We start from the raw sequence: 14,134 nt of genomic DNA on the forward strand, positions 1-14,134 counted from the left end.
GAGGGTGGGGGTGATCAACTAGCTGAGGGGAAATTGATGGGTGTCGAGGTGCTTTCCGTGGTGGCGGGCGAGCGGGTTGTGGAGACGGTACGGCGTACTGAGTCGACGAACCCGGCGCGGTTGAGCGATGTCGTCGGGACAGTGGGCAGCGCGGGCCCCGAGGTGTTTGTGCGGGCGGCTGAGGCGGCTCGCTCGGCGCAGGGCGCGTGGGCGGCGACGCCGGCACCGCAGCGCGGTCAGGTGATCGCGAACGTCGGCCGGCTGATGACCGCCAACAAGGAGCGTCTGGCTCAACTCGTCACGCGGGAGATCGGGAAGCCGATCGCCGAGGCACGCGGCGAGGTCCAGGAGATCATCGACACCTGCGACTTCTTCATCGGCGAGGGGCGTCGCCTGTACGGGCAGACGGTTCCGTCCGAGATGCCGGACAAGCAGCTGTTCACCTTCCGCCGCCCGATCGGGACGGTGGCGATCATCACCGCCGGCAACTTCCCGGTCGCCGTACCGTCCTGGTACATCGTCCCGGCGCTGCTCTGCGGCAACACGGTCGTCTGGAAGCCTGCCGAGTACTCCGCGATCATGTCCGACGCGTTCTACGAGCTGTTCGCCCATGCCGGCGTACCGAACGGCGTCTTCAACGTCGTGTACGCCGACGGTCCGGACACGTTCGCGGGTTTGGAGCAGTCGCTGCAAGCGGGGCTGATCGACAAGGTCGGCTTCACCGGATCGAGCGCGGTCGGAACCCAGATCGGCGAGCTCTGCGGCCGGCACCTGCAGACGCCGTGCCTGGAGCTCGGCGGCAAGAACCCGATGGTGATCAGCGCGAGCGCCGACCTCGACCTGGCCGTCGAAGGCGCACTGTTCTCCGGCTTCGGCACTGCAGGACAACGCTGTACGTCGCTCGGCACGGTGATCGTGCATGAGTCCATCCACGATGCTTTCGTGGAGCGGTTCACGGCTGCGGTTGCGGGCGCGGCGATGGGCGATCCCACGCAGGACGTGTTGTTCGGGCCGTTGCTGGACGAGAAATTCGCGGCTGGCTTCGAGAAGTCGCTGGGCTGGATCGCTGCGCATCACACCGTGATCGGCGCGACCGGCCGGGTCGGCGCGGACAACCCACGGGAAGGGTTTGTTGGCGACCCCGAAGCCGGGTTGTTCTACCACCCGGTGGTCGTCGACGGGGTGCGCTCCGACGACGAACTGTTCCTGAACGAGACCTTCGGTCCGATCGTCGGCATCACGACGTACTCGACCTTGCCCGAGGCGATTGCCTTGGGCAACAAGCCGGGGTACGGGTTGTCCAGCTCGATCTACACGACCGACCCGAACGAGGCGTTCCGGTTCGCGCAGGGGATCTCAGCCGGCATGGTCAGCGTCAACAACTCGACTTCCGGTGCCGAGGCGCACCTACCCTTCGGCGGGAACGGCAAGTCTGGCAACGGTTCGCGGCAGAGCGGGATCTGGGTGCTCGACCAGTTCACCCGCTGGCAGTCGATGAACTGGGACTACTCCGGCAAGCTGCAGAAGGCCCAGATGGATACCGAGACCGTCGAAGCCGATTTGGACTACTTGCTGCCATGAACAACGCACTGCCGGAAGCCGCCGACGTGGTGATCGTCGGCGGCGGGGTGATGGGGACGAGTATCGCGTTCCACCTGGCCGAAGCCGGGGTCGAGCGCGTACTGCTGCTTGAGCGGAATGCGCTCGGATCCGGCTCGACGTCAAAGGCAGCCGGCGGCGTACGGGCGAACTTTTCCGACGACCTGAACATCGCGCTCGGCGCCCGCAGTCTCGAGGCGTTCGCGAACTTCGCGCAACGCCCCGGTCAGGAGATCGACCTGCATCGGGTCGGCTATCTCTTCCTGCTGGAGAACGATGATCAGCTCGAACTCTTCCGCGAGAGCACGATCCGCCAACGCGCAGTCGGCCTGCCGACCCGCATGGTCGGGCTCGACGAGACCATGGCGCTGGCACCGATCCTCGCGCCGGACGGCCTGGCCGGCGGCTGCTTCTCGCCGACAGACGGCTACTGCACGCCAGAGTCCGTCGTACTGGGGTATGCAACGGCAGCCCGTCGCCTCGGCGCCACTCTTGTCACCAGCTGCGACGTCCTCGGCATCGATGCCACCGGTAACAACATCACCTCGGTCCGCACCAGCCTCGGCGCTGTCCGTACCAGCACGGTGATCTGCGCCGCGGGCGCCTGGTCACAGGCCTTGGCCGAGCCCCTGGGCCTCAACCTCCCCGTCACCCCGATCCGCCGCCAGATCGTGGTCACCGAGGCGATCCCCAACCTCCCGCCCACCATGCCGATGACCATCGACTTCACCAGCACCCTCTACTTCCACCACGAGGGCCCCGGTCTCCTGATCGGCATGTCCGACCCCGACGAACTCCCGGGCTTCAACCTCGACCGCACCGACGCCTGGCTCCCCCGCCTCACGACCGCCATGGAACGCCGAGCCCCCGCACTCCTGGACGTCGGCCTCACCGGCGGCTGGGCCGGCCTCTATGAGGTCACCCCCGACCACGACGCCCTCATCGGCGAAGCCGACAACCTCTCCCGTTTCCTCTACGCCACCGGCTTCTCCGGCCACGGCTTCCTGCAAGGCCCCGCCATCGGCGAAATCATCCGAGACCTCTACCTGGGCCACAAACCCTTCGTGGACATCAGTCCCATGAGCGCCAACCGCTTCGCCACCGACCTCCACCGCACCGAACGCAACGTCGTCTAGCCCACCCCGTACCAACCAACGGCCGGGCGGATCAGCGCTCGGCGGGGTCTTCGCTGGGGACGCACCACTCCGGGGGCCAGCCGCGGTCGGTGCAGTACTTGCGGAGGATCTCGTCACGAGTCGGCGGCCGGCTCGTGGCCGGGCGGGTCGGCTTGACCGTTTTGGTCGTCTTCGGAGTGGTCGCCGGCTTGACGTCTTCGGGCTTCTTCGTGGTCTTGGTCCTGGTCGGCCGCAGCGACGGCTCGACGAGAATCTTGGTCGGCGTCGGCGTCGCGGTCGGGCGGCGGCTCGGCGTCAGGGACGGCACGCGCGGCGGTACGACGGGAGTTTCGGAGGCCAAAGGTGTCTGCGACGTCTCGGCGAGGTGCGCTGAACCGGCGTCCTCGGCGCCACCGCCGAAGAGGCCGACCGCGGACAACGCCCAGAAGACAGTGCCGAGCGCGAGAACACCCGCACCGGCGCCCGCATACACGGTGCGCTGCGAAGGTCCGGCGTACCGGCCGATCGGACCGCGGACCGGCTGGCCTTTGCCGTCGACCCAGAACTGCCAGTCGTCCGGGGCGGGCGGCCACGAGGGGTCAGGGTGCCAGGTTTTGGGTGGAACCCAACTGCGGCGCGGCGGCGACGGCCAGTCCGGTGGGACGACGAACCGCTTCAACGACTTCCTCCAGATCGGCCGCACGCGCGTCAGGCTACTGGATACAACCAGTGACCTGATACCCCCACGGGGTGAGCTTTACCTTCGCAACGACACAGGAGGGGTGCGGGCTACTTACGACTCGATAGCAGCCCGCGTGTCGCGCTGGATTTCTTAACGAGACTTACTCCTGGACGGCGGCCGGGTGAGGTTAGGCTGCCCTTATGAAGTCGCTTCGTGTCCGAGCCGCTGCGCTCGTCGTCCTGACCCTGGCCAGTCTCACCGCGTGCGGTCAGGACAAGACCCCGGAGCCCAGCGCCGGCGCGAACACCGCGGGCTTCCCCGTGACGATCAGCCATCTCTTCGGCGAGACCACGATCAAAGCGAAGCCACAGCGCGTGGTCGCGATCGGCGGCGGTGACATGGAGGCGGCGATCTCGCTCGGCGTCGTCCCAGTCGGCGGCGCGGACTGGTTCGGCAACACCGAGACGCGCGGCTGGGTGAAAGCAGCGCTCGGCGACAAGCCGGCGCCGAAGCTGGTGAAGTCGTTCGAGCCGAAGTTCGAGGAGATCGCGGCCCTCCAACCGGACCTGATCCTCTATGTGAACTCGATCAACGACCAGAAGGAGTTCGAGACCTTCAACGCGATCGCGCCGACCATCGCGGCCCCGGCCGGGACCAAGAACGTGTATGGCGTGAAGTGGCAGGACCAGGTCGCCGAGATCGCCAAGGCCACCGGTACGTCGACCGAGGGCAGCGAGGTGATCAAGCAGACCGAGGCGCTGATCACCGACGCCGCCAAGGCGAACCCGGAGTTCGCCGGGAAGACGATCACGGCCGGCGTCTACTCCAACGCGACTGTCAACGCCTGGCTGCCGTCCGACCCGCGGATGCACCTGCTCACTTCGCTCGGCTTCAAGACCAACCCACAAATCGACGCGATGGAGAACGGTGACTTCTATGTCGCGATCCCGGCCGAGCAGACCTCGAAGGCGAACGCGGACATCATCTACATGGCCGCCCTCGACACCGCCGGCAAACTCGACGCCGGACTCGAGAAGAACCAGCTGTACAACGCACTTCCGGCCGTCAAGGGCAAACACGTCGCCTATTTCGGCGGCGCCCCGGTGATCAACACCCCGTCCGCGAGCGGCGAGTTCTCCAGCGCGTTCTCGATCGGCGGCCCGCTCGGCATCAAGTTCATCCTGCCCGAGCTGGTTGCCCAGCTGAAGAAGGCAGTCTCTGGTCAGGGCTGAAGCACGGTCTCCAGCAACCGCGTCAGATCCTCCCCGAACGGTCGATCACCCTCAATCGCCAGTACGACGTCCGCTACCGCCCGCAGGCTTGGCGGTAACGGTCGTTTCGCCAACAGGTGCGCCTGATAGACCGCGAGTAGTTCGCAGGCGGTCACCTCGCGGGTCAGCCGCAGCGCCTCCGCGAGGTTGCCAACGGCCTCCCACGAGAAGGTCTGGACATCCTCCTGCCCATTCGACGTCTCCGCCGTACCGATTGCCGTAGGCAACGTCAGCCGTCGCAACCGATGCGTCGTGGCCACCGCCCGCTTGTGCACCGCCACCAACCCCGCCTGCGGCCCCGGCTCCTGCGCGAGCTGAGCCGGCAACCCGGTCACGGCTGGATCCAGCAACCGATGCAATCGGGCCGCCGAAACCTCCGCCGCATGCGCCAACGCCGCGACGAGATGGTCGCAATAGGCCGTCAGGTCGATCCCGTGGAAGCCGGCCGTCCCCACAAGCTCCCCACCGAGATACGCCGGCGAATCCGTCACCCCATCGAACGCCCGCCCGACGGCCGCATCCAGATCGTCGATCGAGCGCCGTACGTGCGCAATCACCTGCCCAGCAACCCGAAACGACACCGGCGCCTGCAAACTCCGCGGCTCCGGCTCCGGTCCTGCCAACTCCAGCAACCGGCTGAGCTCGCCTGCCAGTACGTCATCCCCGCGCCCCACCAACACCTGGTACGGCGCTCTGTTAGCCCCCACCACCGCGATCGCCCCCGCAGCAACCGCGGTGAGGTGGTCACCCAACCGCCGAGCGCGTGCGACGTGAAGCGCAGCCCGCCCGGTCGCCCCAGGGATCCCGGCCAGCAAAGCGATCCCTTCCTTGGGACCTGGTTCGAAGCCTGCAAAGGCATGAGCCAACGGGATGATCTCGCCGGCTGATCCGGCACCCTCGGCGGGGATCCGCGGCAGGTCACCACCGTTGAGCCGGGCCACCAAATTCTGCACCAGCTCAACCGACACACCCGAGTCGCCGTTCAGGAAAGTGCGGAGGCGGCCGAGGAGCACAGCCCGGGTCTCGTCGGGCGGGAGCCAGGGAGGTCCGCCGACTGCTCGCCCGAGGAGGAGGTTGCGTTGGTGAATGCGCTGCTCGGCTTCGGTCAACCGAACCTTGCTCATGGCACCCATGCCGGTATTCACCCCGTAGACGGGATCACCAGATGCCAACGCAGCAAGCACTTCAGCACGGATCGCGGCCAACTGGTCAAGCAGCGGCTGAGCGATCTCGACCGGCTCCACACTCGCCGGGTCGACGTCGGAGGCTCGCACAATCAGCATGTCAGTGGAACCGCAGCATCGTGCCGATATCCGCAACTTCGGCCTTCTGCAGGATCAAGTACGCGATCGCCACATCGAGCAACGACAACCCCCGATGCCAGAAAAGGTTGCGCTCAGCACCATTCTCACGCCCCGGCTTCTGTCCCGACACGATCTCTCCCAACTCGCCGTACAAGGTCTCCGGCGACAACCGACCGCTGTCCACATGCCGCCGCAGCGCTCCGAACCGCCCCGACTGCGCCTCGCGCCAATCGTCCACGACAACCTTGTCCATCACATCCAGCAGATCCAGCTCCACCGCGCTGACCGTCCCATAAGGCACCACAAACGCCCCAGGCTTCACTGCAGCAGTCCGCAGCAACGGCTCCGGCTCCATCAGCCGAGTCGCCTCGACGAGCACATCAGCCCCGTCGAACGCTTCCTCAGCGGTAGCGAACACCCGTACCGGCGTAGACAGCTCCTCCGACAACTCAGCCGCAAACTTCTCCCGCGATTCGGGCCTCCGAGACGTCACCCGGATCTCGTCGAGCTCAAACAGATCGTCGAGCATCGTCACGTTCCACCAAGCGGTCCCGCGCGCCCCCGCATGCGCCAGGATCTTGCTGTCCGGCCGCGCCAAATACCGCGCCCCGACAGTAGTCATCGCCCCAGTCCGAGCCGCGGTAATAAACGTCGCATCCAGCACAGCAAGCGGCATACCGGTCGTCGGATCGAACAACGTGGCCATCGCCAACTCACTGGGCAGCCCCCGCTGGTAGTTGGGCACGAAGTCGCCCACCACCTTCACCCCGCTGATCCCGTGCTCGCCCAACCCGTCCAGGTGCCCGCGCAGCACGTTGAAGTGACCGCTCCCGCCGTTCGACGGCATCAGATGCACCCGTGGCTCGAACGAAGTCCGCCCGAGTCCGTGCTCCCGGACAGCCCCCTCGACCGCGTCCACGATCTCGGTCCGGGTCAGCCCCAGCGAGTCGATGTCGGGGCCGCTCAGAAAGCGCAGCCAGATGCCCTCGGTCACCAAGTCTCCTTCAGTCGTCGTGCTTCGATACTAAAGTTCCGCCCGCAAACGCTAGTTTCGAAGCATGCAGAGCAAGACAGTGATCGGGCACTCGGTCACCGACAAAGCCATCCTGTACGGCGCCCTGCCGCTGGCCGGCGTGGTCCTCGGCTTCTTCATCCCCCGGATCGCCGACTGGGCGACCGGGCTGCGCTGGTTCCCGTGGCAGCGGCTCCTCGAGGTGCTCGCGACCTGGAACTCCTGGTGGGTCGGCGGAGTCTGCATGCTGATCGGCCTGCTGGGCGGGTTACTGCTCGGCGCGATGGCGCTCGACGACACCCTCAAGGTGACGATCACCAACGAGTCGGTGGAGTTCCTGAAGAACGAGAAGACCGTGGCCGTGCCGCGGAACAAGGTCGTCACCGCGTTCCTCGACGGCAAAGAGATCGTCCTGCTGGACGCGACGACGCGGGAGCTGGCGCGCGAGAAGCACGACCAGCTGAAGAGTGAGGCCCACAAGATCCCGCCGGCGTTCCGCGCGCACGGCTATCCGTGGTCGGACGGCGGCGATCCGTACGAAGCCCGGTTCCGGCGCTGGGTCGAGGACGAGCCCGAGCTACCGCCGGGAGCGAACGCCGTACTGAAGGCACGGGCGAAGAGTTTCGACGACGGCGACAAGGGCAAGGCCGACCTGCGCGAGCTCCGTGACGAGGTCGCCAAACTCGGCTACACCGTGAAGGACAAGGACAAGAAGCAGTACTGGCGGCCGAACACCCTGCGCTGATTCACGCTGCGAGCAGATGCAGTACGGCGTTCGCGTACGCCTGCTCGGCGTCGTCGGCGGAATGCGTCGACCCGGTCAGCTCGACGGCGTACCCGTCCGCGACGGCCTCCAGCCGGCGGAAGTGTGGGCCCAGCAGAGCGCGCAGCTGCTCCTCACGGGGAAGCCAGATCACCTCGCGTTGCTCAATGCTGTCCAGGGCCCACTCGGTCGTGCCGTTGAACCCGATCACCTTGCTGCCCTGATAGTCGTGCACCTCGACGGTCATGTCGCTCACCACGAACACGTCGTCGTCCATCTCCCGGTCCGGGACCATGAACCGGTCGCCGGCCGCGGGTGTCCACAGGACACCCGCCTTACGTAACCGTGCTGCCTGCTCCAGGGTGATCACACATTCAAGTGTTACCGCTCCAGCGCTGTACGCAACTCGGCCGCCCGCAGAGCGATGCGGTCCCGGCACTCGGTGGTGAGCGGCAGGTCGAGCAGGGCCGTCGCCTGCAGGTGGGTCATCCCCAGCTCCGCGCGCAACCGTCGTACGGCGGTCGGACGGTCCGCTGCGGCCCCCAGGACCGCAGCGACCTCGTCCCGGCGCTCGAAAGCAGCCAGTACACCGTCATAGATCTCCAGCTGCGTGTACACCGACCGGTCCGGCTCGGGCATGCTCTGCTCGCTCCCCTTAACCACCTGGCGCCACAGGGCAGGGACGGTGAGCCGGGCGCGGGTGTAGCGCATGGGCATCGGCTGTGCGTAAGTCATCGTCATGATCGGCTCCCGAGTGCTGTTCTGTGGACTATTTTTGGGCCGCTGCGCGGACTGCACGTGGCGGGCATTGAGTACCTGGCGCGGTCAACGCTTCGAAATGCCAGGGCTCGTTCTCGTAGGGACGGCAGAGGCCGTAGCGCCAGCCGTTCTTCTCCAGCCACGACGCGGTGGCCGAGGCCAGCAACCGCTGTTGCTCGGCGGTCGGCTTGGTCGGGGCCTGCGTGGGCTTGCTCGCCTGGAGGGTGGCGGGTGGGCCGGAGACCCCCGAGATCACCGGTTCCTTGTCAGCCTCCGACGAGAAGAACTCGCCCAGCTGCGTGTGCCAGATCAGAACCGACCCGACCACCGTCACCAGCACGGCCACTCCAGTCACCGACAGCAACCTGGACCGCACGGTACGGCGCGGCCGCGGCAGAAGCTGTTCGGTCATGGGTAGAGCCTCTCGGATTTCCTTGGATGCCACATCGGCCCCAGGGACCGTCCTCCGAGCCCACGAGTAGGCCCTGAGTACCACATCGGACGCACGGACTCCTCCGAAAGTTGGAGACTTTCCGACCGCAGTGACGAAGCGTTACTCATAGTCGACTGACTACTGTGGGCAACATGACCGCTTGGCGACGCCTGTCGCAGTTCCAGCAGGATGTGCTGGTGGCTGCCGTTGTCGGCATCGTCTGGTTCGTCGGGCTCGCGTCGATCGACGACAGCTGGCTCCGGCCGCGCAACCCGATGGTGTCGGCGGTGACCGGCGTTTTCCTGATCGCCACCATCGCCTTCGGCCGCCGGAGCCCGCGGACGACCCTGATCACCGTCGCAATCCTCTACCCCCTCGTGTACGCCGCGGTCGGCACCGGCCTGGCCGCCCAGCTCGGGCTGACCATGTTCGGCCAGCCGAGGATCGCCGACGCCGCCCTGCAGTCCGAGATCCACCTGGCCCCGCTGCTGGTGGCCGGCTACATCGCCGCCTCGAACGGCGTCCGTCGCCTGGTCAGCGGCTTCTTCGCGATGGGCAGCCTGGCCGGGCTGATGATCGGCCTGCCGACCGTGGTCGCGATCGTGCTGAGCAATGTCGACCGCGCGGTCCTGTACGGCAAGCGGTACGCGACCCTTCCGAGAGATCTGCAGAGCCTCTACAGCTACGTCAACATCTCCCTGTTCGTCTTCGCCGAGGCCCTGATCTGCGGCATGGTGCTGCTCGGCGCCGACGCCCGCCGGCGCCGCAAGAACCTGGCGGTCCTGGAGCAGCGCAACGCCGAGCTGGTCCGCCTGCGTGCAGCCGCAGCGGAGCAGGCCGCAGTCGCCGAACGCACCCGGATCGCTCGCGACCTGCACGACGTCATCTCCCACCACGTCAGCGCAGTGGTGATCCGGGCCCAGGCCGCGGACCGGGTCGCCGACCAACGACCCGAGGTCCTGCGCGAGGCGATCCGCTGGATCATTGCCAGCGGCAAGGAAGCGCTGACCGCGATGCGCGAGACAGTCCGGGTCCTCAACGCCGGGCCGGGGACCGAGCCGAACGACTCCGGCGGCGGTACGGCGCCAGTTCCCGATCTGGAGGACGTGGCGCGGATGGGCGAGCGGCTCAAGGCAGTCGGGATCGACGTCGCGATGTTCCTGCCGACCCGGCAGCGGCAGCTCACCACGGCCACCGATCTGACCGCCGTACGGATCATTCAGGAGGCATTGACCAACGTGATGGTGCATGCAAAGGCCACTGCAGCTCGGGTGACCTGGCAGAGTAGTCCGCAGGGCGAGCTCCTCACCATCGACGACAACGGCAGCGGTGGCCCACCACCGGTGAACGTGCTGGAGACCGCCCGGCGAAGCGAGAGCGGCCGTGGGAACGGGCTGATCGGGATGCGCGAACGGGCCACAGCGGTCGGCGGCACACTGGCCGTCGCAGCGGGCCCCTTGGGTGGATGGAGAGTGCAGGCATGGCTGCCGCCGCAGAACTGACAGATCAAATCCGGATCCTGGTCGTCGACGACCAGGGCGTGATCCGGATGGGGCTGGCGATGATCCTCGACCACGAGCCCGACCTGACCACGGTCGCGCAGGCCGGTGACGGCGCCGAGGCGCTGCGGATGATCGAGCAGTACGACCCCGACGTCGTACTGATGGACATCCGGATGCCGGTGATGGACGGACTGGTCGCGACCGAGCGCATCACGGCCGCGAACAAGGCGGCTGGGCGGTCGAAGCCCGCCGTACTGGTGCTGACGACGTTCGACGACGAGGCTTATGTGCTGAGTGCGGTGCGGGCCGGGGCGTCCGGATTCCTGCTCAAGGACACCGATCCGGACCTGCTCGTGGCAGCCGTCCGCGCTGTGCACCGCGGCGACTCACTGGTCGACCCCGCGTCGACGCGCGTCCTGCTGGAGCGATGCGTCGAGCTCGAACGACAGGTCGGTACGACGTCCTCCGCGCCTGCGCAGCCGGATGCGCGCTGGGCCGGCATGCTCAGCCAGCTGAGCGAGCGTGAGCGGGAGATCCTGGTCTGGATGGCCCGCGGCCTGTCGAACCGCGACCTGGCCAGCAAGCTGTTCGTGAGCGAGACGACGGTGAAGACCCACGTCAGCAGCGTGCTGTCCAAGCTCGGCCTGTCGAGTCGCGTCCAGGCCGTCGTCGTCGCCTACGAGGCCGGAGTGGTCCGGCCGGGCGAGGCGGAAGTGCGCTGGGAGTCCTAGTCCGTCACAAGAACAGATAGGCAGCGAGAGCCGCCACACCAAGCAGTAGTACAACGGTGAGTGATTGGCTGAGCACTGAAGCCTTACGGCGTTCAGGTAAGAAGTCCCCGGTCATATCTTCAAGGATGCTTGGCGAATCGCCGTCACCCATCGGCCGACAGGATGGTCTTGCCGTCATCCTGAAGGACTAGTCGACCGGGCACCAGCTCGGCGATTCGGACTTCGCACCACAGACGATGGTTGCCTTGGGCACAGGTTTTCCACGCTGGAACGTGACGATCGCCACCGGCTTGTTCACCGGCACCCGGCGGCTGACGCTGCCCCCGAAATCGATCCGCCCGGTCACCCCCTGGAAGCCGCGTTTGGCGCCGTCCGCGTCGGTGATCGACTGCAGCGCGGACCAGACCGTCCCGCCGTTCACCGCGATACTGTCGCGCCGCAAGAAACTGGTCGCGAGCACCACGGCGTACGCCGCGTCGTAGCTCAGCGCAGCGTGACCGTCCAGACTGCGGCCTCGATCGTCGGTCTCGTACTGGAACATCTCCTCCAGCCGGCCGTAGAAGTCGGCCGACTCCGACGTCGCGTTCTCCAGCAGATCGGGGGCCAGCGACAGCGCGAGGTACTGGAACGGGATCGACTGGTTCAGCCGGCTCGTCGCGCGGTCGGCGACGTACTTGGTGACGTCGTCACCACCGATCAGATACGGCGGCTGGGTCCGGCACCGATCCTGCAGACCACCCACGAACGCCTGGAAGTCCACCTGACCGCGGCCGGCGAAGAACACGATCTCGCCCCGATGGTCGCAGGCGTCCTGACCGGCTTGTGCAGCGTTCAAACCGGTTCCCTGCGAGCTGTAGGAGACAGCTTCACCAGGGATCCCGACGGCCTGGAACTCCTGCACCAGGTCCTTGGCCAGGTTCTGGCTGTAGGTGTCGGCCGGGTCGTCGGACTTGTAGACGGTCAGCTTGCGGGCCAGCGCGCGACCGAACGGGTCCTTGCCGGTCTTCTTCAGCCGGTCGTTCACGTAGGCCGCCGCGACGGCAGCCTCGCGCCGGTTCTGCGGGCTGATCTGCACGTACATCCGGCTGACGTCGACCATCTGGTCCGCGGTCAGCGTGGCAGCAACGGTCGGCAACCCGACCGCGGCCAGCTTCCGGATCATCGACTGCGTCGACTCGCGGCTCTCATCCAGCCCGACCACCGCCACAATCGACGGATCCTTCGCCGCCAGCGCGCCGAGCTGCTGGGCCACCCGATCCGCGTGCCGGAACTGCGGCCCGGCGTTCGCGATCAGGACCCGCACGATCGGCTCGTACCGCTGGGCCGGCTTCTCGAGCTGCACCTTCTGCGCGACCGCCAGCCCGGCCAATTGCTCCCGCTCCGCGGTGAGACCGCCCGCACTCAGCAGCCGGTCGTTCGCCGACGTCATGAAGACCAGTGTGATCACCGGCCGCTCCGGCTGCCGCTTACTCAGCTCGACCGTCTGCCAGTTCTGCTCCAGAATCTTGTCCCCGACCGGCCCGAACGACAGACTCGGATAGAGCAGCGCATTGGTCCCGTCGGTCACCCCCACGCAGTCCCCGTCGACCTTCGCCACCGATGTGTCCACGGCCTCGAAGAAGAGCCACCGGAAGCCGTCCCCGCCACAATGCCGCCGATCATCCAGCACGCCGAACCCGGCGTACGTCGCTGCCAGCACAGCCAGCACGGCCCCGATGATCAACCACCCACCAGTACGCCGCCGCCACAGCGGCCCCCGCAGCCGCGCGAACTCCGGGCGCTTCTCCGCTTCCATCTTCTGCGGGATCGCCGCGGTGGCGCGCCGGCCGACCGCTCGCGGCACCGCTGGGACAGCCTTGCCTGCGATGGGGAAGACCAGCAGCCAGGCGCCGATCCAGCGCCGCAGGCTCTGCTCCATGTGCCGCGTCCGCCAGGCCGCGATGTCCCGGTCGACTTTGACCTCGCGGGTCTCGATCGCACGCGGCGGAACCTTGCGTCCGATCGTCACCAGCACCAGCGGGTCGAACCGCAGGGTGTCGTTCCGGACCTCTGCGACCATTCGCACGAGCAGATAGCCGCCGTTGATCCTGCTGATCGGTCCGACCAGCACGATCGGATGGGTGGCCCGGTGCTTGTGGATCCATTCGACCCGCCGGAAGCCGGACCGCAGGTCCTCCAGGAACGCGTTCACCAGCAGTCCGGCCAACCGCTCCGGGTCTTGCTGGTTCCGCTTGTCCTCGGTGAGCCGCAGCGCCAGTTCGAACAGGTTGTCGTCGCCGCGTGCCAAGTAAGACTGGTTCCGCAGCCAGCGGTACTGGCCGGACAGCTTCGGCACCCGACCGCTGTGCCGCAGCCAGAAGTAGGTCGGCAGCAGCCACAGCGTGAGCACCTGAAGCCAGGACGGCAACTGCTGCTGGACACGCCCCCACAGGCTGTCTGCGGAGGCTGATCCACCGACAGCCCTCCGATACATCGCCTGGCGCAGATTGCCCTGCTTGAGGGACATCAGCCAGCGCACCAGGTCGTACCGGGGAAAGTCGTAGCCGCCCGCGTGATTGTCCTTCAGCCCGGCCGTCGCCTGATCGAGGAGTTTGACCAGCTCGCCGACCTCCGCCGTCGACACCGGCTGGAGCTCCTTGTCCGGCCCCTCGCCCGGCGACTTGTCCACCAGACCGACCAGCACATGCGGCACCTGCAGCTCCGGCGACTTCGCGCCGCCGGGCCGGAGCCGGTCCGACAACATCCGCAGGACGGCCGGGACCGCCGGCTTGTCCGGCTCTTCCTGCGTCTCCAGGTCGAGCTCGTCCTGGATGCAGGCAAAGATCGGCTGCGACTCGTCGCCTTTGCGCTGCAGGCTTCCCCTCAGATACACCTGAAACAACGACGCAGCCAGGCGGTTGAACCCGTCCGGCACCTGCACGGCCATGTCCGCTCCCCCAGATCCTCACGGTCGAGGGGACAAC

Annotated in this window: 13 protein-coding genes; 6 read left to right on the forward strand and 7 right to left on the reverse strand. The window is 67.1% G+C overall.

The genetic code is table 11. The features are described 5' to 3' along the window. A partial coding sequence (locus tag E1263_RS15640) for an aldehyde dehydrogenase family protein (protein ID WP_238161266.1) occupies positions 1–1,581 on the forward strand: 1,581 nt, incomplete at its 5' end. Then, a complete protein-coding gene (locus E1263_RS15645) occupies positions 1,578–2,735 on the forward strand; it encodes an NAD(P)/FAD-dependent oxidoreductase (protein WP_202868898.1) in 1,158 nt (385 codons plus the stop codon). The genes E1263_RS15640 and E1263_RS15645, both read left to right, overlap by 4 nt. A 31-nt stretch (positions 2,736–2,766) precedes the next feature. Here the strand turns inward: E1263_RS15645 and E1263_RS15650 are convergent, their stop codons facing one another. Then, positions 2,767–3,417 carry a hypothetical protein gene (locus E1263_RS15650; protein ID WP_132168038.1) on the reverse strand — a complete coding sequence of 217 codons (651 nt, stop codon included), beginning with the start codon at positions 3,415–3,417 and terminating at the stop codon, positions 2,767–2,769. A gap of 179 nt (positions 3,418–3,596) precedes the next feature. Between E1263_RS15650 and E1263_RS15655 the strand changes: the two genes are divergently transcribed. After that, the gene (locus E1263_RS15655) at positions 3,597–4,628 is read left to right on the forward strand and encodes an ABC transporter substrate-binding protein (RefSeq protein ID WP_132168039.1); all 1,032 of its coding nucleotides are present in this window, start codon (positions 3,597–3,599) and stop codon (positions 4,626–4,628) included. On the opposite strand, the gene E1263_RS15660 is transcribed toward E1263_RS15655, so the two are convergent. Together E1263_RS15660 and E1263_RS15665 are read right to left on the reverse strand one after the other, a co-directional pair. After that, positions 4,619–5,950 (reverse strand): aromatic amino acid lyase, encoded by a 1,332-nt coding sequence (locus E1263_RS15660; protein WP_132168040.1) that lies wholly within the window; start codon positions 5,948–5,950, stop codon positions 4,619–4,621. The genes E1263_RS15655 and E1263_RS15660 overlap by 10 nt on opposite strands. Before the next feature lies 1 nt (position 5,951). Continuing rightward, a complete protein-coding gene (locus E1263_RS15665) occupies positions 5,952–6,965 on the reverse strand; it encodes an ornithine cyclodeaminase family protein (RefSeq protein ID WP_132168041.1) in 1,014 nt (337 codons plus the stop codon). Between the two features lie 64 nt (positions 6,966–7,029). Here E1263_RS15665 and E1263_RS15670 point away from each other — a divergent pair, with 64 nt between their 5' ends. Next, entirely contained in the window at positions 7,030–7,728 is a 699-nt protein-coding gene (locus E1263_RS15670; protein ID WP_132168042.1) for a YqeB family protein, read from the forward strand. A gap of 1 nt (position 7,729) precedes the next feature. Here the strand turns inward: E1263_RS15670 and E1263_RS15675 are convergent, their stop codons facing one another. Genes E1263_RS15675 through E1263_RS15685 form a run of 3 tightly spaced genes read right to left on the reverse strand, consistent with a single transcriptional unit; the run spans position 7,730 to position 8,917 of the window. Next, positions 7,730–8,116 carry a pilus assembly protein CpaE gene (locus E1263_RS15675; RefSeq protein WP_132168043.1) on the reverse strand — a complete coding sequence of 129 codons (387 nt, stop codon included), beginning with the start codon at positions 8,114–8,116 and terminating at the stop codon, positions 7,730–7,732. Positions 8,117–8,127: 11 nt separating this feature from the next. Then, complete coding sequence (locus tag E1263_RS15680) at positions 8,128–8,487, reverse strand: hypothetical protein (RefSeq protein WP_132168044.1); 360 nt, start codon at positions 8,485–8,487, stop codon at positions 8,128–8,130. Positions 8,488–8,515: 28 nt separating this feature from the next. After that, the gene (locus E1263_RS15685) at positions 8,516–8,917 is read right to left on the reverse strand and encodes a M15 family metallopeptidase domain-containing protein (RefSeq protein WP_132168045.1); all 402 of its coding nucleotides are present in this window, start codon (positions 8,915–8,917) and stop codon (positions 8,516–8,518) included. Between the two features lie 173 nt (positions 8,918–9,090). On the opposite strand from E1263_RS15685, the gene E1263_RS15690 reads away from it, so the two are divergent. Further along, positions 9,091–10,440 (forward strand): sensor histidine kinase, encoded by a 1,350-nt coding sequence (locus E1263_RS15690; RefSeq protein ID WP_132168046.1) that lies wholly within the window; start codon positions 9,091–9,093, stop codon positions 10,438–10,440. Continuing rightward, positions 10,437–11,171 carry a response regulator gene (locus tag E1263_RS15695; RefSeq protein ID WP_165956630.1) on the forward strand — a complete coding sequence of 245 codons (735 nt, stop codon included), beginning with the start codon at positions 10,437–10,439 and terminating at the stop codon, positions 11,169–11,171. The genes E1263_RS15690 and E1263_RS15695 overlap by 4 nt, the downstream gene beginning before the upstream one ends. A 187-nt stretch (positions 11,172–11,358) precedes the next feature. Here the strand turns inward: E1263_RS15695 and E1263_RS15700 are convergent, their stop codons facing one another. Continuing rightward, the gene (locus tag E1263_RS15700) at positions 11,359–14,097 is read right to left on the reverse strand and encodes a type 1 periplasmic-binding domain-containing protein (RefSeq protein WP_132168048.1); all 2,739 of its coding nucleotides are present in this window, start codon (positions 14,095–14,097) and stop codon (positions 11,359–11,361) included. Positions 14,098–14,134: the final 37 nt, after the last annotated feature.

This window comes from Kribbella antibiotica (assembly GCF_004349055.1).
Taxonomy (GTDB): Bacteria; Actinomycetota; Actinomycetes; order Propionibacteriales; family Kribbellaceae; genus Kribbella; species Kribbella antibiotica.

Excerpts from the sequence above, each read along its gene's own strand:
- E1263_RS15645 (WP_202868898.1), top strand. The coding sequence starts at position 1,578 with ATGAACAACGCACTGCCGGAAGCCGCCGACGTGGTGATCGTCGGCGGC.
- E1263_RS15655 (WP_132168039.1), top strand. The coding sequence starts at position 3,597 with ATGAAGTCGCTTCGTGTCCGAGCCGCTGCGCTCGTCGTCCTGACCCTG.
- E1263_RS15660 (WP_132168040.1), bottom strand. The coding sequence starts at position 5,950 with ATGCTGATTGTGCGAGCCTCCGACGTCGACCCGGCGAGTGTGGAGCCG.
- E1263_RS15670 (WP_132168042.1), top strand. The coding sequence starts at position 7,030 with ATGCAGAGCAAGACAGTGATCGGGCACTCGGTCACCGACAAAGCCATC.
- E1263_RS15680 (WP_132168044.1), bottom strand. The coding sequence starts at position 8,487 with ATGACGATGACTTACGCACAGCCGATGCCCATGCGCTACACCCGCGCC.
- E1263_RS15685 (WP_132168045.1), bottom strand. The coding sequence starts at position 8,917 with ATGACCGAACAGCTTCTGCCGCGGCCGCGCCGTACCGTGCGGTCCAGG.
- E1263_RS15690 (WP_132168046.1), top strand. The coding sequence starts at position 9,091 with ATGACCGCTTGGCGACGCCTGTCGCAGTTCCAGCAGGATGTGCTGGTG.
- E1263_RS15700 (WP_132168048.1), bottom strand. The coding sequence starts at position 14,097 with ATGGCCGTGCAGGTGCCGGACGGGTTCAACCGCCTGGCTGCGTCGTTG.